Source organism: Ruminococcus bromii, assembly GCF_002834225.1.
GTDB classification, from domain to species: Bacteria; Bacillota; Clostridia; order Oscillospirales; family Acutalibacteraceae; genus Ruminococcoides; species Ruminococcoides bromii.
In genome coordinates this window covers 21775-46990 of the sequence record NZ_NNSR01000046.1, presented here as the reverse complement: position 1 = coordinate 46990, position 25216 = coordinate 21775, and the positions used below count along the sequence as shown (strand labels likewise).

The window sequence follows — 25216 nt, the reverse complement described above, 5'->3', positions numbered from 1 at the left end:
AAATTTTTGAAATAATTAAAGGAATATTCAAAAAAATTTCGTAAAAAGCTAATAGGTAGGAGAGAGGAGGAGTTTTATGGCTTTCCCTGAAAGCTTCTTGCAGGATTTAAAAATGCGAAACGATATTACGGATGTTGTTTCGGGTTATGTCAATCTCAAAAGACAGGGAAGAAATATGGTCGGCCTTTGTCCGTTCCACGGTGAAAAAACTCCTTCCTTTAATGTATATTCCGAAAGCGGTTCGTTCTATTGCTTTGGCTGCGGAGTAGGCGGAGATGTCGTTTCTTTCATTATGAGAATTGAAAATCTCGACTATGTAGATGCGATAAAGTACCTTGCACAGCGTGCAGGACTTGATATGCCCGAAAACAACTACGATGACAGTATGGGTCGTCTTAGAAACAGGGTGCTTGAGGCCAACCGTGAGGCGGCAAAATTTTATTACAATACTCTGTGTTCTCCGCAGGGCAGAAAGGGTCTTGATTATTTTCATTCAAGAGCCTTGTCCGACAGAACAATCCGACATTTCGGACTCGGTTATGCCGATGATAACTGGTCGTCACTCTGCACTCACCTCAAATCAAAGGGCTTTAAGGACAGCGAGCTTGTTGCCGCAAATCTTGCTGTCAATCGAAAAAACGGCGGCGGTATTTATGACAGATTCACCGACCGTGTAATGTTTCCGATTATCAATCCGAGGGGAAATGTTATTGCATTCGGCGGCAGGATTATGTCGGATGCAAAGCCGAAATATCTTAACACCTCCGATACGCCGGTGTTTAAAAAGAGTGCAAATCTGTTTTCGCTCAATAACGCAAAAAATTCGGGCAAGCGAACTCTCATTCTCTGTGAGGGTTATATGGATGTTATTGCTGTTAATCAGGCAGGCTTTACAAATGCCGTTGCAACTCTGGGAACGGCTCTTACAGGCGAACAGGCTGTTTTGATGAAACGGTATGCCGATGAGGTAATTATCTGTTACGATGCCGATGAGGCAGGTCAAAAGGCTACCGCAAGGGCAATTCCGATACTCAGAAATTCGGGACTTAATGTAAAGGTTCTGACAATTCCAAGCGGTAAGGACCCCGATGAGTTTATCAAATCAAAGGGTAATGACGGTCCTGCGGCATTTAAGGTATTGCTCGACAAATGCGGAAACGATGTTGAATATCGCTTGCAAAAGCTGAAAAATGCACACAATATTCAGCTGACGGAGGGCAAGGTTGCTTTTCTTGAGGAGGCGGCAAAGCTGATTGCAACTATCGGCAGTCCGATTGAACGGGATGTCTATTCTTCAAAGGTTGCATCCGAACTCGGAGTTGACAAAAATGCATTCAAACAGCAGGTGACAAGGGCTTCACGCAGAGGTGAAAGGGCAGAAGAAAAGAAACAGGCCCGTCAAATTCAGCTTGAACTCAGCCGAAGAAACGATAAAATCAATCCCGAGCATTTTCAAAAGCCACGCAGCTCAAGTGCAGAGGAGGCTCTCTTGGTATATTTGCTCAATAATCCGGATGCGTATGAAGTGATTTCTGCAAGGGTAAAACCCGAACAGTTCCAAAACAGTCTTATACGAAGGTTTTTTGAATATTTCGGCAGTCGCATAGAAAAGGGAAAAGATCCTCTTACAAATGTGGCGGCTGATTTTACACAGGATGAAGTTTCAAAGCTCTATCAGCTGATGTCACAGTCAATTTCAGGTGTGTCAACCGAAGAGGCAATGAACGAATACATAAATGTTATCAACGAGGAAAGCTCAAAGCTCAATTCCGGCGATTTAGCCGAGGTTTCAAATGAGGAGCTTATGGCATATCTCGATAAAATAAGGAAAAAGAAACAGTAAGCACAGGAAAGGAAAATGAGTATGGCAGCTACACCCGATAAGAAAACGGTAGTAAGGGATCTTATGGAACTCGGTAAGCAGAAAGGTCAGCTTACCAATCAGGAAATTCTCGACGCAATCGGAGAAATTGACTTTGATCCCGAACAGCTTGAAAAGCTTTACGATTCCCTTGCACAGCTTGGCATTGAAATTGTTGAGGATTCAGGCGACATTAAAATTGATGACATTGACCTTGGCTTTGATGAAAACAAAGACGGCGACTCACACACACCTGTTGCAGAAACCGGCAGTGTTTCCGTTGATGACCCTGTAAAGGTTTATCTTAAAGAAATCGGACGGGTTCCGCTCCTTTCTTCTGACGAAGAAATCAACCTTGCAATTAGAATTGCCGATGGAGATGTTGCCGCAAAACAGCGACTTTCGGAAGCAAACCTTCGTCTTGTTGTTTCCATTGCAAAGCGTTATCTCGGCAGGGGAATGCAGTTTCTCGACCTTATTCAGGAGGGCAACCTCGGTCTTATCAAAGCTGTGGAGAAGTTTGACTATACAAAGGGCTTTAAGTTCTCAACATATGCAACATGGTGGATCAGACAGGCTATAACCCGTGCCATTGCCGATCAGGCTCGTACAATTCGTATTCCTGTCCATATGGTTGAAACTATCAACAAGGTTAAAAAGGTTCAGAGCCAGCTTCTTCACCAGAACGGTCACGAGCCGTCTGCCGATGAAATTGCCGCTGAAATTGATATGCCTGTTGACAAGGTTCGTGAAATTATGCGTGTCGCTCAGGAGCCTGTTTCGCTTGAAACCCCTATCGGTGAGGAGGAAGACAGCCATCTTGGCGACTTTATTCCCGATAACGACGCTCCCGCACCGGCTGACGCTGCGTCACACACAATGCTCCGTGAACAGCTTTCGGATGTTCTTTCAACCCTCACTCCCCGTGAGGCAAAGGTTCTCAAACTTCGTTTCGGTCTTGAGGACGGCAGAAGCAGAACGCTTGAAGAGGTTGGCAAGGAGTTCAATGTAACCCGTGAGCGTATCCGTCAGATTGAAGCAAAGGCTCTCCGCAAGCTCCGCCATCCGTCAAGGAGCAGAAAGCTTAAGGATTATCTTGATTACTGATTGTTAAACGCTTATGATTACCTTCGATGAGTGCGGCGCAATGCTTGACGAGATTGCGGACTCAATGCCTTATGAATTATACAGAGATTTAAACGGAGGAATTTCGCTTCTTCCGCAGTCAAAGGTTCATCCGAAAGCTCTTCACAATGATTTGTTCATTTTGGGTGAGTACATACGCAATTCTCTGGGCAACGCCATTGTGTTTTACTACGGTTCAATCAACAGGGTTTACGGCACTCTTGATAAAGAGGAATACCGAAATAAGCTTGTTGAAATACTTCATCACGAGGTTCGCCATCATAACGAATATCTTGCAGGCTGCGATGACCTCGGAATTTATGACAAAAATCAGATTGATGATTACCTTAGAAAACACGGAAAATAATCAAATGAAATTTTAAAAGGACAGCTTTTAATCCGAAGCTGTCCTTTTTTGTCATCTAACCTTTATAATCTGTCCCGGATAAATCACATTCGGATTTGAAAGTCCGTTAAGCCGTGAAAGATTGTCAACGGTTGTTCCGTGCATTTGTGCAATTATCCACAGCGAATCACCCGGACGGGCAACATGATACTGCGTTTCCGCACTACCGGCGGGAACCGTAAGAACCTGACCTACAAAAATAGCGTCAGGAGTTTGAATGTTGTTGTATTTTAATATATCATTCACCGTTGTCTGAAAGAACTGCGCAATGCCAAAAAGCGTATTGCCGGGACGAACGGTGTACTGAACCATTTCCATATCTGTCCTCCTTGCTTTTCATAGTAACAATATATGCCTGTGACAAAAATGCGTTACTCCTGCATAAAATAAACCGTGTACGGAAAAATAACAATGCAGACGAAACACAGCGTTGCTCAGATTAAAAATATCTGAAAAAGGTTTATGTTTTAAAATTTCAATACGAGAGGGCATATAAATGGAAATAAAAATAGACAGAATAATCGGCAGAGAAATAATAGATTCAAGAGGAAATCCCACGGTTGAGGCGGAGGTTGGACTTTCTGACGGAACCTTTGCAAAAGCGTCTGTCCCTTCGGGTGCTTCAACAGGCGAATTTGAGGCGGTTGAACTTCGTGACGGTGAAAAACGCTATCTCGGCAAAGGTGTGCAGAGAGCCGTTGAAAATATCAACAGCATAATTTCGCCTAATCTTTGTTGCGACTCACCTTTTGACCAGTGCGCAATCGACAGCAAAATGATTGAACTTGACGGCACGGAAAATAAGGAGCTTCTCGGTGCAAACGCTATTCTTGCCGTATCGCTTGCCTGTGCAAAGGCAGCGGCAAAGAATCTCAGACTGCCGTTATTCCGTTATATCGGCGGAACATATGCGGTCAGAATGCCTGTTCCAATGATGAATATTCTCAACGGCGGCGCTCATGCGTCAAACAATATTGATATTCAGGAGTTTATGATAATGCCTGTAGGCGCAAGATGCTTTTCAGAGGGACTTATGCAGTGCTGTGAAATCTACCATACACTCGGTAAAATTCTAAAAGAGAATAATATGTCAACAGGTGTAGGTGATGAGGGCGGTTATGCACCGAGCCTTGACAGCGACAGGGAAGCAATTGAATATATCATAGAGGCAATTGAGAAATCCGGTTATACTACTGATGAAATTAAAATTGCGCTTGATGCCGCATCTTCCGAATGGTATTCCGACGGAAAATATATTCTTCCAAAGAGAGGCGATTCACTTTCAAGTGACGAACTTATAAATTATTTTAACAAGCTCTGTTCTGATTATCCGATTATCTCGCTTGAAGATCCGCTTTCCGAACACGACTGGGACGGTTGGCAGAATATTACTTCAAAAATCGGCAACAAAGTTCAGCTTGTCGGCGATGATTTGTTTGTTACAAATACAAAAAGACTTAAAAAAGGCATAGAGCTCGGAGCAGGCAACGCGATTTTGATTAAGATAAATCAGATTGGCACTCTAACGGAAACGCTTGATGCAATTGACACGGCTCACAAGGCAGGTTATCGCACGATTATTTCACACAGAAGCGGTGAAACGGAGGACACAACCATTGCGGATATTGCCGTTGCGGTTAATTCGGGACAGATAAAAACAGGTGCTCCGTGCAGAACCGACAGAGTTGCAAAATATAACAGACTTCTTCGGATTGAGAGTGCAATTGTCAACACTTCAACCTACGGAATATAACAGATTTCACCCCGACCGAGGTTGGGGTGTTTGTCTTTTAAGAACAAAATTTTATTACTATGTAAATTTAATTGCCAAATTGTATTTTTTTGACAGATTTTTCTTTGCTTAATATAAATTTAAAAATAAACTTTTAGAAATTCAGCATATTGCATATATTTGTCAAAGAAAATTCTACAACAATAAAGCCTTTATCAATTGCTATATTCTTAATCGGAATTAAAATATATTGCCTTATATGATAAAATTAACTAATGAAATGCTAACATTGGAATTCGTACGGACTATTGTAAAACAGTGCTGATTGTAACCTTTGTTTTGCTCATATCCGAATAAGTCAGGAGGCATTTTTGATTGTTTCTAAAAAGATTATTGGCAGGAGTAATGACAGCTATGATGATTACGGGAATGTGTGCGGCTAATGTTTCGGCAGCGGAAAAGAAAACTGTAACAGATTATCAGGCATATGCTGCAAATCTGGATAAGTCGGCATATTCAGGTAATGATTTGGGAGCTTCTTACTCAAAAAAGGCAACGACCTTCAAGGTATGGTCGCCTAATGCGGCGTCTGTTCGTGTGAATATTTTTGAACACGGCAGTGATAATGAGGGAGATGCAGGTTCTATAATGTCAAGAGCTATGACGCTTGACAAAACAACAGGCGTGTGGTCTGTTACAATTAACGGTGACCTGCTTAACAAATATTACACATATTCCGTTACACACGGAAAAACAACTAAAGAAACAGCCGATGTTTATGCAAAGGCTTGCGGTGTGAACGGTCAACGCTCAATGGTTGTCGATTTAAGTACAACCAATCCCGATGGTTGGGAAAACGATAAGCATGTGCTTGTTCAAAACCAGACCGATGCGTCTGTGTGGGAGATCTCTGTAGCCGACTTTTCTTCATCGGAATCAAGCGGTGTCAGTGAAGCCAATCGGGGAAAATTTCTCGCCTTTACCGAAGGAGGCACAACAGTCAACGGTGTTCAGGGAGCGTCTTCAACCTGCATTGACTATCTTAAAAAGCTCGGTGTAAAGTATGTTCAGATTATGCCGTTCTATGATTTCGGTTCGGTTGATGAGAGCAAGAACATTATGGACCAGTACAACTGGGGCTATGATCCCGTCAACTACAACTGTCCCGAGGGTTCTTATTCTACAAATCCAAAAAAAGGCGAAGTGAGAATCAAGGAATGTAAGCAGATGATTCAGGCACTTCATAATGCCGGAATCGGCGTAATTATGGATGTTGTCTATAACCACACCTACACCTCTGATTCTTGGCTTCAGAGAACAGTTCCGAATTATTACTACAGAATGAACAATGACGGAACATTCTCGAACGGCTCGGGCTGTTCAAACGATACAGCAAGCGAACATCTTATGTTCAGAAAGTATATGATTGATTCCGTTACATATTGGGCAAGCGAATATCACATTGACGGTTTCCGCTTTGACCTTATGGGACTTCATGATGTAACAACTATGAATTCAATTCGTACCGCTCTCGACAATCTTTATGCAGACGGCAGCGGCAGGCAGATTCTTATGTACGGTGAAGCGTGGGATATGGCAACCAATTGTGACGAAGGCACATTATTGGCAAGTCAGAAAAATCTCAAGCAGTTGAGCGACCGCATCGGTGCGTTTGACGATACAATCCGTGATGCAATCAAGGGCAGCACAGGAGGTACGGACGGTGCATTTATTCAGAACGGTTCTAACAGAGCTAATCTTAAAATAGGCATTGCAGGTCAGAGTGACACAACAACCGGCTGGGCAAATGCTCCGTCACAGTGCGTAACATATGCGTCGTGTCACGATAACCTTTGCCTTTACGATAAGCTTGTCGGTTCGGTTTACGGTGCCGACGGTAAATATCGCAGGAGATATGAAGATCTTGTTGCAATGAACAAGCTTTCTGCGGCAATTGTTATGACTTCTCAGGGCATTCCGTTCTCACTCGGCGGTGAGGAGTTTTGTCGCAGTAAAGACGGTGATGAAAACAGCTATGCGTCAAGCAGAAAGGAAAATCAGCTTGACTGGGAGAATATTGATCTCTATTCCGATGTAATTGAATATTACAGAGGACTTTATAAAATCCGTGACGCTTTTGCGGCATTCTCGGATTCTACTGCTGCGACAGCCAACAGCCTTGCATACCTTTCCGATGTTCCTAAGGGTGTTACAGGTTATACAATCAATAACACAGAGAGCGGAAAATGGAATAAGATGTGCGTAATATTCAACGGCTCGGATTCTGCACAGAATGTAAACGCAAAAGGCGACTGGGTTGTCCTTGCAGATAACAAGACAGCGGGACTTCGCAACATAAAGAATGTTACAAACAGCGTAAAGGTTGAGGCTCATTCAGCCGTTATTATGGTTGACACAAAAAGCTACGATTCTGCCGGAATTATGGATGATGAGGGCGCAGTTGTAATTGATTATTATGACAACAAAACCGAAAAGCTCATAAAGTCGCAGACGCTCACGGGCGAGCTCGGAACAAGCTACGATATAACAAATCTTGCGTCTACTCTAAGCTATGATGTAAAGAAAACCGAGGGCGAAAGCAAGGGAGTGTTTACCGACCAGATTGGTCACGCAAAGGTTTATGTTGAAGAATATGACGGCGAGATGTCAACGGTTACGGTAAAGTTTGTTGATGAAACAAATAATACGGAAATTGAAGATTCTTATCTTGTGAGAAACAGAAGGGGAGAGCAGTACTATACTCCCGACCTTCCTTCCATCAAGAATTACAAGCTTGTTCTTGACGACCTTCCGACAAACGGTGCAGGCAAGCTTGATTCCGCAAGCAAGACCGTTACATACAAATATACCCGTGTTACAGATGATGAGGACAAGACAGTTTGCAGAGTCAACGCCATTTATATGGATGATTCGGGCAAGATTCTTGATACGAAGACAATCACAGGTGTTGAAGGACAGGCTTATTCACTCTCTCAAAATACATATGAGGAAAAAGAGCTTGTAAGCGTTCCGGAAAAGGCAAACGGAACATTCAAATCGGGTGAAATAAATGTGGTGTTCAGCTATTCGTCAAATCCCGATCCGCTCAAGCAAATGCTTCCGTTTGTATATGTCGGCACAGGACTTATAATTGCACTTTGTGCCGCATCAACGGTTTACTCTTCTGTTAAGCGCAAAAAGCGTCTTATGGCTGATCTTGACATTGAAGAGGACTGATTAGGGTAGTTATTTCCGTTTGCTGACGGAATAGATTATAAGAATTAATAAGGAGGAATATTATCTATGAGAACTACGAAGAAAATTGTTTCTGCAGTTCTTGCAGCGTGCATGCTTGCCTCAACAGCGGTTGTGTCAAGCTTTGCCGCAACAGCCGATGACAGTTCGGCAGTTTCAAGCGACTACGCAAGAGACAATTCTTACACAAAGGCTGCTGAAGATATTGACGCTCAGTATGCTTATTCCGGCAATGATCTTGGTGTTACTTACACAAAAGGTGCTACAACATTCAAGGTTTGGTCACCGACAGCAACCGGTGTTAAGCTCAATATCTTTACAAAAGGTTCGGATGACGAGCAGGGTGCATCTAAAGTTGCCAGCTACACACTTGAAAAAATGCTCGTTGAAGGTGAGTGGAACGGTGTTTGGACGATTACACTCACCGGCGAATGGAAGGATTATTATTACACATACTCAGTCACAACAACAGACACAACACACATCGGTTCAGATGCAACAAAGACTTATGAAACACAGGATGTATACTCAACGGCAACAGGCGTAAACGGCAAGCGCTCAATGATTGTTGATCTTGACGATACAGATCCTGAGGGCTGGTCAAACGATAACCATGTTCTTCTTGACAAATCAACAAAGTCATCAGTATGGGAACTCCATATCAAGGACTTTTCTTATGACAAGGCTTCGGGCGTAAGCGATGCTAACAGAGGCAAGTACCTTGCTTTCACAGAATCAGGTACAACTCTTAACGGCGAGGGCAAGGTTTCAACCTGTATTGATTACCTCAAGGAACTTGGTGTAACAACAGTACAGCTTAACCCGTTCTATGACTTCCAGTCAGTAAATGAGGCAGGCGATGATTCTCAGTTTAACTGGGGTTATGATCCGACAAACTACAATGTTCCGGAGGGCTCGTATTCTTCAAATCCGTATGACGGTAAAGTAAGAATCAAAGAATGCAAGGAAATGATTAAGGCTCTCCATGACGCCGGCATTTCTGTTGTAATGGATGTTGTTTACAACCATACTTATTCAACTGATTCATGCTTCCAGTACACAGTTCCTAACTACTACTACAGAATGAAAACAACAGGTAAATTCTCAGACGGTTCGGGTTGCGGCAACGAAGGTGCAACAGAGCGTGCAATGTACAGAAAGTATGTTATTGATTCACTCAAGTATTGGGTAAACGAATATCATGTTGACGGCTTCCGTTTTGACCTTATGGGTCTTATGGATGTTGAAACAATGAATATGGCAAGAGAAGCGCTTGACCAAATTGACCCACGAATCACAATGTGGGGTGAAGGCTGGGCCGGCGGTGACTCCTACCACCCGACTAACACTTGCTCAGGCACAAAATTCTATCCTGCAACACAGGCTAATGCGTCAAGACTCAGCGACAGAATAGCTATCTTCAATGACGGCATCCGTGACGGTATAAAGGGCAGTGCAATGGAAATCAACAATGTTGGTTTTATACAGGGCTCAAAGTCATCCGCAAAGGGTGTAAGCTACGGTGTTCGTGCTAACAGCTCAGGTACATACAAGTGGAAGGCTCAGGCTCCTTCACAGTGCGTAACCTATGATTCGTGTCATGATAATGCAACACTTTACGATCAGATTATTGCGTCAACAGGTCTGGCAGACTACGGAGAGAGAAATTCCGAGGCTGTTAAGATGAACAGGCTTGCAAGTGCAATTATCTACACATCACAGGGTATTTCATTCACACTTGCCGGTGAAGAAATGGCTCGTTCAAAAGACGGTGACACAAACAGCTACAAGTCGGCAGCCGACCTTAATATGATTAAATGGCAGAATGTTGTTGACTATGCCGATGTAGTTTCTTACTACAAGGGTATGATGCAGATTAAGTCAGCATTCTCGCCTCTCACAGCTATGGATAATTCATATGCTGACAAATACACATTCACAAAAAAGGTTTCTGCTTCAACAAATCAGATTTCATTCACAATTCAGAACGATGTTGAGGGTGAATGGAACAAGATGGCTGTTATTTATAACAGTGCAACCACAGCTGCAGATGTAACACTTTCGGATACATCCGTAACAGATTGGGTTGTTATCGCTAACGGTGAAACAGCAGGTCTTGACTCACTCGGCGAGGTGACAGGCTCAACATTCACAGTTCCTGCTCGTTCGGCTATCGTAGCTGTTGACAAGGCAGGCTATGAGTCGGCAGGCATCAAATCTTCAAACGGTAAGGTTAAGGTCAACTATGTTTACGAAGCAACAGGCAAAAAGCTTGAAGATTCTGTAATCCTTCAGGGCACTGTAGGTTCAGGTTATGTAACAGTTCCAAGCGCAGTTGTTCCCGATACATACACCGTAAGCCGTATTGAAGGAAATGCAGAGGGCAATTATACTTCTGATATGCAGGAGGTTACATACTACTACGCAGACTATGTTCCCGAGTCTATCATAAATGCTGACTTTAACGGTGACGGCAAAGTTAATGTAATGGATGCTACACTTCTTCAGAAGTATATCCTTAAGATTGAAACTCCTACAGTTGATCAGTCGGCACTTGACCTCAACTATGACAACAAAGTAAGCGTTGAAGATACAACAATGCTTATGAAGTTTATCGTTGGCATACCTGTTTCTTCGGGTAAGGTAACAGCAAATTACTATTACACGGACGCTGACGGAAAACAGCAGAAGCTTACCGATTCAATCGTATTCTCAGGCAAAGTAGGCAGCACATATGATTCAAAGGCATTCAAGGTTGTCGGCTACGCTGTTGATCCTGACAGAATGCCGGAAAATCAGTCGGGCTTAATTCCTTACGGTGATGCTGAGGTAAACTATTACTACATCGCTTCAAGCCTTGACATCACACTTCACGTAAAGCACAACGGTTCACTTACATGGACGCCATATCTCTGGATATGGGGTTCAGACCTCAAGGGCGCAGACTCAGGCAACTTTATGACAGAGTGGCCGGGCGATCCTATGACTGAAGGTGAAAACGGTTGGTTTGATTACAGCTTCACATATAAGGGCGCAGGCACATATAATGTAATTGTATCCGATAACGCTACTAACCAAACAATTGACTACAAGGGCTTTGTAGATAACGAAATGTGGATTGTAATTGATGACTCTGCTGTTACGGGCGGTACATACCTTACATTCTACACAGATAACCCTGACACTAACCCCAACGCTCCAATCGCTGAGCAGGTTACACTCGGTTAATCTGAAATCACAAACACAAATTGCAAAAGAGGGCTGACCTTAAACGGTCAGCCCTTTTAATCGCTAAAAAAGGTTATTATTGCTCTGTAACGAAAAACTCCCCGACAGCTTATAAAACTGTCGGGGAGTCATTGGTTTATCAGTTGTTGTTCATTCTGTAGCAGAGAGTCATAAGGCTGTCGCTGAGATGAACATTCTCTACCATAGTATCATTATAACGAGCATTTATATCATAGTGGCTGAAATTCCAGTAATTCTTGATTCCGTGTGAATAAAGCTTATCGAGAACATTTTCAACACAAACACGGGGAATGCACAAAAACGCTGTGTCAATATGATTTTTATTGCAAAAATCGTCAAGCTCACTTTCGTTTTTAACTGTAATTCCGTTGAGCTTTGAACCGACTTTCTGTTCGTTGTTGTCGAAACAGGCGATAAGCTCAAAACCGAGTTTTTCAAAATTCATGTGCATTGCAACGGCTTTACCAAGATTACCCGCACCGATAAGAATGGCCTTGTAATCGTTGTTAAGACCGAGAATGTTCTTGATTTCCTCTTTCAGCTGACTTACGCTGTAACCGTAACCTTGCTGACCGAAACCGCCGAAGCAGTTAAGATCCTGCCTCACCTGTGAGGCTGTCACATTCATAATTTGTGCAAGCTTAGTTGAAGAAATTTTGTCAATGTTCTGGTCATTCAGTTCTGATAAAAAGCGGTAATATCTTGGCAAACGCCTGATAACCGACATTGAAATACTGTCATTCTTAGACATTACTCACTATGCTCCTTTAACTTTAAAATCAGAGAGATGCTGCAAGACGCTCGTCAATAGCCTTGAGAAATTCTTCTGTGTTTACTTTCTTTTTGTTCTCAAGTGTCGAGATAGCGTAGAGATCGCCTGTCATAACGCCGTCCTCAATTGTCTTGATTGTTGCTGCCTCAAGCTTGTCTGCAAACTTCATAAGGTCGTCAAGACCGTCAAGTTCGCCTCTCTTGCGAAGTGCGCCTGTCCATGCAAACAAAGTTGCAACAGAGTTTGTAGAAGTTTCTTCACCCTTGAGATACTTGTAGTAGTGGCGCTGAACTGTGCCGTGAGCAGCCTCGTATTCATAGATGCCGTCGGGAGAAACAAGCACACTTGTCATCATTGCAAGCGAACCGAATGCAGTTGCAATCATATCACTCATAACATCACCGTCATAGTTCTTGCAAGCCCACATATAGCCGCCTTCACTTCTGATAACTCTTGCAACAGCGTCATCAATAAGTGTATAGAAGTATGTAATACCTGCGTTCTCAAACTTCTCTTTGTACTCATTCTCAAAGATTTCGTTGAAAATGTCCTTGAATCTGTGGTCATAAATCTTGCTGATTGTATCCTTTGTAGCAAACCAAACATCAAGCTTCTGATCAAGTGCATAGTTAAAGCATGAACGGGCAAATGATGAGATACTCTTGTCAATGTTGTGCATACCCTGAATAATACCGTCAGTCTTGAAGTCAAAGATTGTGCTTCTCTCCTCGGTACCGTCAGGCTTTGTGACGCAAAGCTCTGCCTTGCTTCCTGCCTCAACCTTCATCTCTGTGTTCTTATAAACATCACCGTATGCGTGACGGGCAATGCAGATTGGCTTTTTCCATGTAGGAATGTAGGGAACAATGCCCTTGACAAGAATCGGGCTTCTGAATACCGTACCGTCAAGGATAGCACGAATCGTACCGTTAGGTGATTTCCACATACTCTTGAGGTTGTACTCTGTCATTCTTGCGGCATTAGGTGTGATTGTGGCACACTTAACAGCAACACCGTATTTCTTTGTTGCGTTGGCGCTGTCAACTGTAACCTGATCGTCTGTTTCGTTTCTGTGCTCAAGACCGAGGTCATAGTATTCTGTTTTGAGGTCAACATAAGGTGTGATGAGAATGTCTTTAATCTGTTTCCAGATGACTCTTGTCATCTCGTCGCCGTCCATCTCTACGAGAGGAGTGACCATTTTAATTTTTTCCATATCAGCTGTTCTCCTTTGTGTAGTCAAGCAGACCGCCTGCAATGATAATGTTTCTTGTTCTGTCTGAAAGCTCACAGTCAGCAACAATTGTGTCGCCTGTTGTTTTGTTTACAACAGTAACCTGCTTGCCGTTTGCAATTTCGTCCTTAACATTCGGAAGTTCAAGCATATCGCCAAGTTTGATTTTATCATAATCTTCTGCGTTTACGAATGTAAGCGGAAGAATGCCTGCATTGATAAGGTTGCTCTTGTGAATTCTTGCAAAGCTCTTTACGAGTACAGCCTTAACACCGAGGAAAAGGGGAGCGAGAGCTGCATGCTCACGGGATGAACCCTGACCGTAGTTTTCACCGCCGACAATAATGCTTTTGCCGAGTGTCTTTGCACGGGTTGGGAATTCCTTGTCGCATACTGTAAAGCAATGCTCTGAAATTTTCGGGATATTTGAACGGAGCGGAAGAATCTTTGCGCCTGCAGGCATAATATGGTCAGTTGTAATGTTGTCGCCGACCTTGAGTGAACATGACGCCTCGATAGAATCTGTGAGCGGATGAGTTTCGGGATAGCTCTTGATGTTAGGACCACGGAGAATTTCTACGCTGTCCATTTCTTCAACAGGAGCGGGATCAATAACCATATTGTCATTGATGAGGAATTTTTCGGGCATTTCAATCTCAGCAGCCGCACCAAGACATCTCGGGTCTGTAAATACGCCGTTGATTGCAGAAACAGCCGCAGTTTCCGGAGATACAAGATAAATCTGACCGTCTGCCGTTCCGCTTCTGCCCTCAAAGTTACGGTTGAATGTTCTGAGTGAGATACCGCCGCTGTTAGGTGACTGTCCCATACCGATACAAGGACCGCAGGCACTTTCAAGGATTCTTGCACCTGCTGCAATCATGTCGCCGAGTGCGCCGTTGAGAGCGAGCATATTGAATACCTGCTTTGAACCCGGAGCAATTGCGAGCGATACATTGTCTGCAACCTTTTTGCCCTTGAGAATGTGAGCAACTCTCATAAGGTCAAGGTAGCTTGAGTTTGTACATGAACCGATACAAACCTGATCAATCTTCTTGCCCTCAAGCTCTTTGATTGGCTTAACATTGTCGGGTGAATGCGGACAGGCTGCAAGCGGTTCAAGCTCTGAAAGGTTGATTTCGATAACTTCGTCATAAACAGCGTCATCATCAGCCTTAAGCTCTGTATAATCTTCCTCACGACCCTGAGCCTTGAGGAACTTTCTTGTTGTTTCATCAGACGGGAATACAGAAGTTGTAGCACCAAGCTCTGCACCCATATTTGTGATTGTTGCTCTTTCGGGAACCGTAAGTGTGGCAACACCTTCTCCGCCGTACTCAACAATCTTGCCAACGCCGCCCTTAACGCTCATAACACGAAGAACTGCGAGAATAATATCTTTTGCAGAAACCCACGGACTGAGTTTGCCCGTAAGATTAACTCTTACCATTTTCGGCATAGTAATATAGTATGCACCGCCACCCATTGCAACAGCAACATCAAGACCGCCTGCACCGATTGCAAGCATACCGATACCGCCGCCTGTCGGAGTGTGGCTGTCAGAACCGATTAAAGTCTTTCCCGGTTTACCGAATCTTTCAAGGTGAACCTGGTGACAAATGCCGTTGCCGGGTCTTGAAAAATAGATACCGTGCTTTTTACAAACAGACTGAATAAATCTGTGGTCATCGGCGTTCTCAAAACCTGTCTGAAGTGTGTTGTGATCAATGTAAGCAACGCTTTTTTCTGTTTTTACTCTCGGAATGCCCATAGCCTCATATTCGATATAAGCCATAGTGCCTGTTGCATCCTGAGTAAGAGTCTGGTCGATTTTAAGACCGATATCACTGCCAACGGTCATTTCTCCGCAGACAAGATGATTCTTGATGATTTTCTGCGCAATCGTGTAGCCCATAATATTACCTCCTAAAAATTAATGCCTATCATAATTCAGTCCTGCAAAAAAATGCAAAACACTATGTTAATTATATAACAATCTTGAGATATTGTAAAGAAAAATTCACGCAAAATGAGTGAAAATCGTTATTTTTTCACTAAAAAATATTTTTTGCGGTTTTCTATCGGAAAAATGTTCAAAAAGTGTCGGATATTAGCATAAAAGGTGATGAAAAATATAAATTGAATTTTAGCTTTTATAGTGTTATAATGCTTGATGTATGCAATAAGATTTATGTGATTTTAGCAAAACGAGGTATTTTTATGGATGTAAGAGAGAATTTAAGAAATATTGCAATTATCGCCCATGTTGACCACGGCAAAACTACTCTGGTTGACCAGCTTTTGAAGCAGAGCGGTGTTTTCAGAGCAAATGAAAATGTAGAAGAAAGAGTAATGGACTCTAATGACCTTGAGCGTGAAAGAGGTATCACAATCCTTTCGAAGCCGACAGCCGTAATGTACAACGGCATCAAAATTAACATTGTTGACACCCCCGGTCATGCCGATTTCGGCGGTGAGGTTGAGCGTATTCTCCAGATGGTTGACGGTGTTGTATTGCTTGTTGACGCATTTGAGGGTTGTATGCCGCAGACAAGATTTGTTCTTAAAAAGGCACTCGGCCTCGGCAAAAAGCCGCTTGTTGTTCTTAACAAAATCGACCGTCCCGGTGCAAGACCCGAGGAGGTTGTTGACGAGGTTCTCGACCTCTTCATCGAACTCGGCGCCGATGAAGATCAGCTTGAGTTTCCTGTAATTTATGCGTCTGCCCGTGACGGCTATGCATCAGAGGATTATCATGAACCCGGTACGGATATGAAACCTCTCTTTGACGCAATTGTAAAAGAAATCCCTGCTCCTCAGGGTGATATGAACGGAGAACTCCAGCTCCTTATTTCAAACATTGACTCCGATAAGTTTGTCGGCAGAATCGGTGTAGGCCGTGTTGAAAGAGGTACTGCAAAGAACGGACAGGCTGCCGTTCTCTGTCACACAGACGGTACAACTCAGAATGTAAGAATTGCAAAGCTGTATCAGTTTGAAGGACTTAAAAGAGTTGAATGTGACACTGCAACAGTCGGCGACATCGTTTGCGTAAGCGGTGTTCAGGATATCAATATCGGTGAAACAATCTGTTCAAATGATTGTGTTGAGCCGCTCCCATTCGTAAAGATTGACGAGCCTACGGTTTCAATGAACTTTATCGTAAACAACTCACCGTTTGCAGGCAGAGAGGGTAAGTATGTAACCTCCCGTAACCTTCGTGACAGACTTTTCAAGGAAATTGAAACAAATGTTGCCCTTCGTGTTGAAGAAACAGACAGCGCCGATACATTCAAGGTATCGGGCAGAGGTGAACTCCACCTTTCAATCCTTATCGAAACAATGCGCCGTCAGAATTATGAATTTCAGGTTTCCCGTCCGCAGGTTATTACAAAGATGATTGACGGCAAGCTTCATGAGCCTATGGAGTTTCTTATCATTGAAGTTCCCGACACATATGTTGGTCCTGTAATGGAAAAGCTCGGTTCAAGAAAAGGTGAGCTTATCAATATGGGTACTCGTGAAGGCGGTGTTACTCACATTGAATTCAGAATCCCGTCAAGAGGTCTTATGGGTTATCGCCCCGAATTCCTTACAGATACAAACGGTAACGGTATTATGAACCATGTATTTGACGGTTATGAGCCATACAAGGGTGAAATCGTAACCCGCCATCAGGGTTCACTTATCGCTTTTGAAACAGGCGAAACTGTAACCTACGGTCTTTATGCCGCTCAGGAAAGAGGCAGACTCTTTATCGGACCCGGTGTTCCTGTTTACGAGGGTATGATTGTAGGCGCAAGTCCTAAGTCTGAGGATATCACAGTTAATGTCTGCAAGAAAAAGCACATCACAAACACCCGTGCATCGGGTTCTGATGACGCTCTCAAGCTTACACCTCCGACAATTATGTCGCTTGAACAGTGCCTTGAATTCATCGCTGATGATGAGCTTGTTGAGGTTACTCCCGAAAATATCCGTATGCGTAAGCGTATTCTTTCAAAAGAACAGCGTATGAAACAGGCATTCCGTAAGAAATAATTAAAATAATGAGTTATGTAATTCTTGACCTTGAATGGAACGGTTCATACAGCAAGATTCTGCACAAATTTGTCAATGAAATAATTGAAATCGGTGCGGTTAAGCTTGATGATGAACTGAATGTATGCGACACCTTTACAATGCTTGTTGCTCCGAAAATCGGCAAAAAGCTATGCAGTAAGGTAAAACAGCTTACTAAAATAACAAATGAAGAGTTGAAGGACGATGGCGTCAGCTTTATCAGAGCAATCAGCCTGTTCTCGGATTTTCTGGGTGACGGTGTGCTTATGACATGGAGCGACTCCGACCTTCATGCTCTTATCGAAAACTACAGCTACTACACGGGCAGAACCAGACTTCCGTTTCTCTCACGCTATTGCAATCTGCAAAGCTATTGTGAAGATTGTCTTGATTTGCACGATTCATCCTGTCAGCTGGGACTCGGTGCCTGTGCCGAAATGGCAGGTGTTGATTTTTCGGAAGATGATCAGCACAGGGCTCTTGCCGATGTGTACCTGACATTGGAATGTATGAAGGCTTTTTACGGTAAGTATCCGTTAAAGCCGTACATTAAAGATGCTGTTTGTGACGAATTCTATGACAGACTGCTGTTCAAAAATCATTTTGTTACAGATATCAACAGTCCCGATGTTGACAAAAGCGTTATGTTTTTCGATTGTGAAGATTGCGGAAAACCGCTTGTTCAGCTTTCAAAGTGGCGACTTCACAACAAAAGCTTTACCGCCGAATTTTCATGCAAATATTGCAGAAAGAAGTTCAACGGCAGAGTATCCTTCAAAAAGAAGTTTGACGAAGTTTCTGTAAAGAAAAAGCTCAACGAAAAGGTTGAAAAGAAGCCCCAAACAAAAGAACAGGTGAACACCGTTTCGGCAAACTGAGTACCTTTTGTATATGGAGTTATTTCTATGATTATAAAATTCTTTGATAAACTTCATTATAAACTTTCTTTATCCGAAGAACACATAAATGATATAATTAAAAGTAATTCTAAGTATGGTGCTGACATTAAGAGAGAGGATTACTCCTATGATGTAAAATTTACGGATAAGGGCTTTAAAATGAAATTTGTACCGGCTAAAAATTACGGTGGAATTTATAGCCTGAGTCCGATTTTTTCAGGTAAGATAGAGGAAGATTGTGGATATTCTGATTTAACTGTCAGAATGTTTCCAAATCCAATAATGGCTGTTGGTTTAGCAATCTTTTTGTACTTCTTCTTGATCGGTATTCATTTTATTTCGGTTGCAGGAATTTTGGGATTTCCAACTATAATTGTAGCTATTCTGACTTTATTCCTTTGCGTAATCATAAAAATCACAAATACTCAATTTAAAAATATGAAAAGTATTCTTGATGAGTTATTTCGTTATTATCAAATTTAGGATAACTGATATTTAAAATTGTTATTATCTTAAACATTATATAGGGCAGAGCGTTTTGTTCTGCCCTTTTTTCGTGAATACAGATGATTGTGTCGTACTCCTCACAACGCACACCGAATTTTCACATACTATTTTCTTGCTTTCAACATTAATTCAGCCGTATTTCATATACTTTTCACTTTGGGGCTTTATTATATCTACAACATCAAAAAACAACACCGACATTCGATGAAGTCTTTTGAAAATATAACTTTTAATCGGAGGCACAGTTATGAACGATAACTTTGAAAACAATAACAACGGTTATGATGGTTATTCGTCAGATAATAATACTGCTGACAACAACTATCAGGATATTCATTCATCATCAGATTCACAGTCTGCATCAACTGCAGAAAACACAGAAAGCTCTTATGAGTGGAACACAAATTCAACATCAGGCGTAAATTCGGGTGAGTACCGCCATTCGTATATAAACGGTAACAATGAGAATGCGTCACACAACCCTAATCGTTATGAAAACGCTTATTCTTCAAACACAGCATCGGGTACATCTTCACAGAACTACTCATCGGATTCATACGGTTCACAGTATTCTTCAAACCCATATTCTTCACAGCAGACTAACAACTATTCATACGGCAATCCGTCACAGAATCCATACGGCTCACAGTCGGGTTCACCGTATGCAAATCAACAGTATTCCGCACCAAAGGCTAAGAAAGTAAAAGTTAAAAAGCCTAAAAAGCCGAAGAAACCAGCATCAAAGGGTTTTGTAGCCGCAATGCTTGTAGCTGCAATTATTCTCGGCGGCGGTGCAGGATTCGGTGGCAGTATGCTTGCATCATCACTTAACAACAACTCATCTTCAAGTGTAAACATCAAGCAGGCATCCGCAAACAGCACATCAACCACAAGCAATGCCGCTCTCAGCGGAACAACTTCCCAAATTGTTAAGAAAACAGCCGACAGCGTAGTTGAAATTGCTACCGAAAGCGTTGTAACAGGCGGATTTGCTCAGCAGTATGTTCAGCAGGGTGCAGGTTCAGGTGTTATCATTTCTGAGGACGGTTACATCATCACAAACCACCATGTAATCGAAGGTGCGGAGAATATCACGGTAACACTCCGTGACGGTGCAACTTCATACAAGGCTAAGTTAATCGGCAGTGATGAGGACAACGATATCGCACTTCTTAAAATAGATGCAACAGGTCTTTCAGCCGCAACAATGGGCAACAGCTCAGATCTTGCAGTAGGCGACTATGTTGTTGCAATCGGTAATCCGCTCGGACAGCTCGGCGGTACAGTAACAGACGGTATTATCAGCGCACTTGCCCGTCAGGTAACGGTTGAGGGTAAGAGTATGACGCTTCTCCAGCACAACGCTCAGATCAGCCCCGGTAACTCAGGCGGCGGACTCTTTAACTCAAACGGTGAGCTTATTGGTATTGTAAACGCAAAGGACAGTGCAACAGAGGTTGAAGGTATTGCATTTGCTATTCCGATTAACAATGTTCTTGATATAATTGACGATCTCAAAACATACGGTTATGTAAAGGGCAAGGTTGACCTCGGTATGGAGCTTACAGATATCACATCCGACGATTCCGCATTCTACTACGGACTCAGCAACACAGGCTGTTATGTTCTTTCCGTAACAAGCGGTTCTAATGCAGAAAAAGCAGGATTTATGAGAGGTGATATGATTACCGCAGTAAACGGTACAAGTGTTTCTTCAAAATCAGACATTGAAACAGCCCTCAAGGATTCAAAGGTGGGAGATACAGTAACTTTTACCGTTACAAGAAGCGGTAAGACTGCAAATCTCAAGCTCACTCTTGCAGAATATTCACCGAGCGGCAGTTCTTCAACAGGCAATTCAAACACACAGAATAAGTCGTCACAATCACAGGGCAAAAGTTCCGATAATAGTGACAGCGACTCAATTTGGAACTATATGTTCGGTCAATAACAGCCAACAAGCTTTTTAGCTTTTTATATAAATATTCATACAGCCAAAGCTGTAGACAAAAAACTCTCTCTTAACGAACAAAGCTCCGTAATCGCACGGAGCTTTGTTCATTTTTATATATTTTTTTCCGCAGCGCTTTCAATTAAAGCTTTTTGCACATCAGTATATCTTAATTTGCTTACAGGAATTTTCATTCCTCCGCTTAAAAGAATTTGATATCTTGTGATTGATTCAATTTCATTAAGTGCAACCAAAAAGCTTCTGTGACATTGAATAAAATCATCCTTTGGCAGGAGCTTTATAATCTCTGAAAGCGTTTTTGTAAGCTCTAAAATTTTGTTATCTTTCAAATGGAAGGTGAGAGTTTTACCGTAAATTTCAACATACAAAATACTTTTTAAATTGATAGAATGGCTTTTTCCGTTTTCCTTAATTATAAGGCTTTGCGATTTGTAATTTTGAAATGCCCTCAAAAAAGCTCTTTTCAACTTGGCTTCATTCAGAGGCTTAATAAGGAATCCCGAGGGTTCCGCTTCATAACCGTCAATTGCATATTCGGAATATGAGGTCATAAATATAAATTTAATGTCCGTGAAATTCTGCTTGATTTTGCATGCAATGTTAATTCCGTTTTTGTTTCCGATGATTATATCAAACAAAACAAGGTCAAAATATTTATTTCCGTTTTCAAGGTCGTTTAATAATATGTCGGCATTCAAATACGATTCAACTGAAATATCAATTCCGTTTTTCAGTGCAATGTTTTCAAGCAAGACTTGAGCTGATTCGTTAAAAATTTTTTCATCATCGCAAATTGCAATTCTGTACATTTACTCACCCTCCGAGCTTATTATGCTCATATTTGTTTTTACCGTAAAGACATTATCAGTACAATCAATTATCAAAATGCTGTTATATTTTTCTGAAATTGAATTCATCGCAATAATTCCGTACCCGTGATTGTTTTTGTCGCTTTTGCCTGAAATGGGAAAATGGTTTTTGTCAAATACAAGATTTTCAAAACAGCAGTTTGAACAGGAGATAAACAGAAAATTTTTATTTGCTTTAATATCTGTTTTTATAAATCTGTGTTCTGTATCGGTTTTTAAACAAGCCTCAATTGCATTGTCAAACATGTTTTCAAGAAACACACACAAATCTTCATCGGCAATGCTGATTTGTTCCGGAACATTTGCACTACATTCAAATTTAATGCAGTTATCGTTAGCTATTTCTGCATATATACCTGTAATTGAGTTTATCAGAATATTGTCGCAGTATTTAATTTTCGGAAGTTTGCTAAGCTTGTCAGTGACTTTTTCTATGTACTCTTTGGCTCTCTGAGTGTCATTATTATCAAGCATAGCCGAAATTGCAACCATATGATGATTCATTTCGTGGCGAGCAGCTTTGGTTTCTTTTTCGCCGTTTTTTAACATCTGATAGCTCTGCAAAGCATATCTTGCACGCTCATTTACTATAAAAATTCTTTTCTTATACTCCGTATAATCGTCAATAAATTCTTTGATAATTATCAATACAGAAATAATTGCCGTAACTGTGCAGAACATAGTATTGAGGGGTGCGAATTCGCCAAATTCAAAAATGCTGCCCAAAATATTATTTCCGTAACTTAGAAAGTCAGAGTCGCTTGTACATGCCGCCAAAGTGTAACCGCAAAAAATGCAGATTATAAACAGCAGAATATATTTTGAACTTTTGTATTTTTTATACTTCTGCCCATCAAAAATAAAATCTAAAACAAGCATTATAACGGTTATCAAAAAGTACAGCGAGAGTGAAACTTCAGTAAAATTGATAAACTCAATGGATTCACTGAAAAATCCGTAGCAGATGCAGTATGTCCCGAGCAGGATAAAAGATGATACAAGAAGAATGAATTTTCTCCAGTTAGTGAACATAAACGCTACGAAGAATACAATCGGTATAACATATATTCGTGATAGTATCGAAAAGTCGAATGATGAAAGAACCTTTGAACTCATTTGCAACTGTGAAGATGAGTAACACACACATCTTAAAGCAAACAGTATTAAAAACAATATCATGAGTAGGATTTTGTAATTTTTATGTCCGTTTTTTGTTCTTACAAAGAAGATTAGACATAATGCGATTGCCGCAATAAAACTTAGAGTTGATAAAATAACGGCACCGACAGATCCCACAACAGCATCTGTGGATTTTTGAAACATATCTGCAAGCGACGGATATTTAGTAAAATAATAAGGATTTTCGTCCGTGTAATATGTGTATATTCTCATTTCATTCCCCGAAAAATCAGGCGATATTGGAATACTTGCGGTGGTATAATATGACGGTCCCGTGAACAGATAATTATCGGGAATTTCAAGAAATCCGTCTTTATTTCTTTTTATGTCATCACCGGTCAAATCAATATTTGAATAGGCAAGATAGTTTTCTATGAACACCTCGGTTGCTACTCCGGATGGAGAAAAATTCAAAAATTTGTCATCGGTTATTTCGGGGAGGGTTATTTTCATACACAAAGCCGAAAAATCAGTATCGTTTACGGTTGCAGTTAATTTATCTTCAAATACAGGATAAACGGAGCTTACTTTTCCGTCCTTTAGAATTTCGTAACTCCATATATTTTCTGTTGGTGTGTCGGCAAGAGTGTCTGGCTTGTTGGGTGAAAAAAGGAGTGCCGTGACAACAAATCCGATTATTGCCAGAGTGATTGCTAATGCCGCAATGGCAGGAAGATACTTTAATTTTTTTGTTTTCATATTCTTTTCTCCGTAAATCATAATTTTATTGCTGTATATACATATATTAAGTGTTTTAACAGCAAAATGCAAGCCGTATTGTGTCATTTTATTTCTGTTCGTGTCGCAATAGTTCCCGTTCGTGAAAATAGCTTGTAATTGTGAAATTTTGCTATTATAATCACATTGAATTGCAAAATGTGCAATAATAAAAATAACGGAGGAATAATTATGAAAAGAATTACAAAGAAAATCGTTTGTCTGCTTACTGTGGCAACTATGCTTTTGGTGGCAACAGTAACAGTCGTAGGTGCAGTTTCAACTCCTGATACTGTTGTTGACGATCAAGAAAACCCTTTCAAAAGCTATTGCATTAACAAAACAACAGGTGACTTGAAGAATACCGAAATGGTATATTCAAATGAGCATTATGATACTGTAACCGCAGTTTATAACAACCTTACTGCAGGAACTTATGAATTCGGAGCAACAGGCAGTCCCTATTTTAACGAGCCTGCAACAACGGAAGTTAAACTTACAAAGGACGGCTCTGTTAGAATTTACTACCATTATGTGACGAATGATATTGAAGCAGTAGTTTATGATGAACCGCTTACCCCCGATGAAAAATATGAGGCTTTAATCACAACCGATGGCGGAGATTTTGTTCAAGGTATTCTTCTTTCAACATCATCAGAACATTATGATTGCATAACAGGTGTTGCTGATAACCTTAAAGCAGGTACTTATAATGTTAATGTTCGTAACGGCAATGATTTTTTAGTTGATAAAGATTTCACCCTTTCTAAAGACGGTTCAGTCAGAATCAACTACTATACTGTAACAAATGAAGTGGATGTTATTGTGTATGAGTCCGAAAAAGCTCCTTATGAAGTACCCTCGGGTTATCTTATGAAAGATGACACCATTGTAGATATGTTCTATTTCCAGCCTTCATCTCACGACGGTGTATATACGCATACTTCCGAAAATCTCCCTGTCGGTACTTATACTGCCGTTATTTCAACAGGTAAAGGTACTGTAATTGAAAAAAGTTTCACTACAACAATTAAAAGTGATGTCCTTTTAACTTATGTTCAGGACAGTGATGAATTTACATTTGTCGAACTTGGCACAATTACACCGGAAAGTAATGATAACACAAATCCGACAACTTCAACTGATGTATCATCTTCAACATCTGATGTTGTGTTAAAGGACAGCACAAACAATAACAATGATAACGGAGTTGTTAAAACAGGTGACTCGCCTGTAGTTTCAATTGCTCTTCTTTCAGCTCTTACATTTGCAGTTGCAGGAATGTTCTTTGCAAAGAGAAGGTTTGACTTCTAATTAAAATTAGTCATATCAATTAAGGAGCCGAGATATTCCGTGACTCCTTTTTTAAAATAATAT

At 41.4% G+C, this 25216-nt stretch carries 17 protein-coding genes; 11 read left to right on the top strand and 6 right to left on the bottom strand.

Annotated elements, in window-relative coordinates:
* The first annotated feature begins 76 nt into the window (after positions 1–76).
* Genes dnaG through RBATCC27255_RS05180 form a run of 3 tightly spaced genes read left to right on the top strand, consistent with a single transcriptional unit; the run spans position 77 to position 3353 of the window.
* The gene (gene dnaG / locus RBATCC27255_RS05190) at positions 77–1843 is read left to right on the top strand and encodes a DNA primase (protein WP_101029036.1); all 1767 of its coding nucleotides are present in this window, start codon (positions 77–79) and stop codon (positions 1841–1843) included.
* A gap of 15 nt (positions 1844–1858) precedes the next feature.
* Positions 1859–2968 carry an RNA polymerase sigma factor RpoD gene (gene rpoD / locus RBATCC27255_RS05185; protein WP_437127556.1) on the top strand — a complete coding sequence of 370 codons (1110 nt, stop codon included), beginning with the start codon at positions 1859–1861 and terminating at the stop codon, positions 2966–2968.
* 13 nt (positions 2969–2981) lie between these two features.
* A complete protein-coding gene (locus tag RBATCC27255_RS05180) occupies positions 2982–3353 on the top strand; it encodes a metallopeptidase family protein (RefSeq protein WP_101029034.1) in 372 nt (123 codons plus the stop codon).
* Positions 3354–3404: 51 nt separating this feature from the next.
* Here the strand turns inward: RBATCC27255_RS05180 and RBATCC27255_RS05175 are convergent, their stop codons facing one another.
* Positions 3405–3710 (bottom strand): LysM peptidoglycan-binding domain-containing protein, encoded by a 306-nt coding sequence (locus RBATCC27255_RS05175; protein ID WP_101029033.1) that lies wholly within the window; start codon positions 3708–3710, stop codon positions 3405–3407.
* Between the two features lie 178 nt (positions 3711–3888).
* Between RBATCC27255_RS05175 and eno the strand changes: the two genes are divergently transcribed.
* The 3 genes from eno (at position 3889) to pulA (RBATCC27255_RS05160) (ending at position 11607) form a co-directional block, all read left to right on the top strand.
* Positions 3889–5145 (top strand): phosphopyruvate hydratase, encoded by a 1257-nt coding sequence (gene eno / locus RBATCC27255_RS05170; protein WP_101029032.1) that lies wholly within the window; start codon positions 3889–3891, stop codon positions 5143–5145.
* Between the two features lie 354 nt (positions 5146–5499).
* On the top strand, positions 5500–8361 hold the full coding sequence (pulA, locus tag RBATCC27255_RS05165; RefSeq protein ID WP_147639965.1) for a type I pullulanase: 2862 nt from the start codon (positions 5500–5502) through the stop codon (positions 8359–8361).
* A 66-nt stretch (positions 8362–8427) separates the two neighbouring features.
* The gene (pulA, locus tag RBATCC27255_RS05160) at positions 8428–11607 is read left to right on the top strand and encodes a type I pullulanase (protein WP_101029030.1); all 3180 of its coding nucleotides are present in this window, start codon (positions 8428–8430) and stop codon (positions 11605–11607) included.
* Between the two features lie 139 nt (positions 11608–11746).
* Here the strand turns inward: pulA (RBATCC27255_RS05160) and RBATCC27255_RS05155 are convergent, their stop codons facing one another.
* The 3 genes from RBATCC27255_RS05155 to RBATCC27255_RS05145 are packed head-to-tail and all read right to left on the bottom strand — an operon-like array spanning position 11747 to position 15549.
* The gene (locus RBATCC27255_RS05155; RefSeq protein WP_101029029.1) at positions 11747–12379 is read right to left on the bottom strand and encodes a redox-sensing transcriptional repressor Rex; all 633 of its coding nucleotides are present in this window, start codon (positions 12377–12379) and stop codon (positions 11747–11749) included.
* A gap of 28 nt (positions 12380–12407) precedes the next feature.
* Positions 12408–13616 (bottom strand): NADP-dependent isocitrate dehydrogenase, encoded by a 1209-nt coding sequence (locus RBATCC27255_RS05150; protein WP_021883331.1) that lies wholly within the window; start codon positions 13614–13616, stop codon positions 12408–12410.
* Position 13617: 1 nt separating this feature from the next.
* Positions 13618–15549: an aconitate hydratase gene (locus RBATCC27255_RS05145; protein ID WP_101029028.1), complete on the bottom strand. Its 1932-nt coding sequence runs from the start codon at positions 15547–15549 to the stop codon at positions 13618–13620.
* Between the two features lie 305 nt (positions 15550–15854).
* Here RBATCC27255_RS05145 and typA point away from each other — a divergent pair, with 305 nt between their 5' ends.
* From typA to RBATCC27255_RS05125, 4 genes are all read left to right on the top strand, one after another.
* Positions 15855–17675 carry a translational GTPase TypA gene (typA, locus tag RBATCC27255_RS05140; protein WP_101029027.1) on the top strand — a complete coding sequence of 607 codons (1821 nt, stop codon included), beginning with the start codon at positions 15855–15857 and terminating at the stop codon, positions 17673–17675.
* A gap of 8 nt (positions 17676–17683) precedes the next feature.
* Positions 17684–18574 (top strand): 3'-5' exonuclease, encoded by an 891-nt coding sequence (locus tag RBATCC27255_RS05135; RefSeq protein WP_101029026.1) that lies wholly within the window; start codon positions 17684–17686, stop codon positions 18572–18574.
* A gap of 27 nt (positions 18575–18601) precedes the next feature.
* Positions 18602–19078: a hypothetical protein gene (locus RBATCC27255_RS05130; RefSeq protein WP_101029025.1), complete on the top strand. Its 477-nt coding sequence runs from the start codon at positions 18602–18604 to the stop codon at positions 19076–19078.
* A 271-nt stretch (positions 19079–19349) separates the two neighbouring features.
* Positions 19350–21053: a S1C family serine protease gene (locus RBATCC27255_RS05125; RefSeq protein WP_101029024.1), complete on the top strand. Its 1704-nt coding sequence runs from the start codon at positions 19350–19352 to the stop codon at positions 21051–21053.
* A 113-nt stretch (positions 21054–21166) separates the two neighbouring features.
* Here RBATCC27255_RS05125 and RBATCC27255_RS05120 read toward each other — a convergent pair whose 3' ends face one another.
* Positions 21167–21883, bottom strand: coding sequence for a LytR/AlgR family response regulator transcription factor (locus RBATCC27255_RS05120; RefSeq protein ID WP_101029023.1), 717 nt, complete (start codon positions 21881–21883; stop codon positions 21167–21169).
* Complete coding sequence (locus RBATCC27255_RS05115; protein ID WP_169923262.1) at positions 21884–23821, bottom strand: ATP-binding protein; 1938 nt, start codon at positions 23819–23821, stop codon at positions 21884–21886.
* Positions 23822–24031: 210 nt separating this feature from the next.
* Here RBATCC27255_RS05115 and RBATCC27255_RS05110 point away from each other — a divergent pair, with 210 nt between their 5' ends.
* On the top strand, positions 24032–25153 hold the full coding sequence (locus tag RBATCC27255_RS05110; RefSeq protein ID WP_101029021.1) for a hypothetical protein: 1122 nt from the start codon (positions 24032–24034) through the stop codon (positions 25151–25153).
* The last annotated feature ends 63 nt before the right edge of the window (positions 25154–25216 follow it).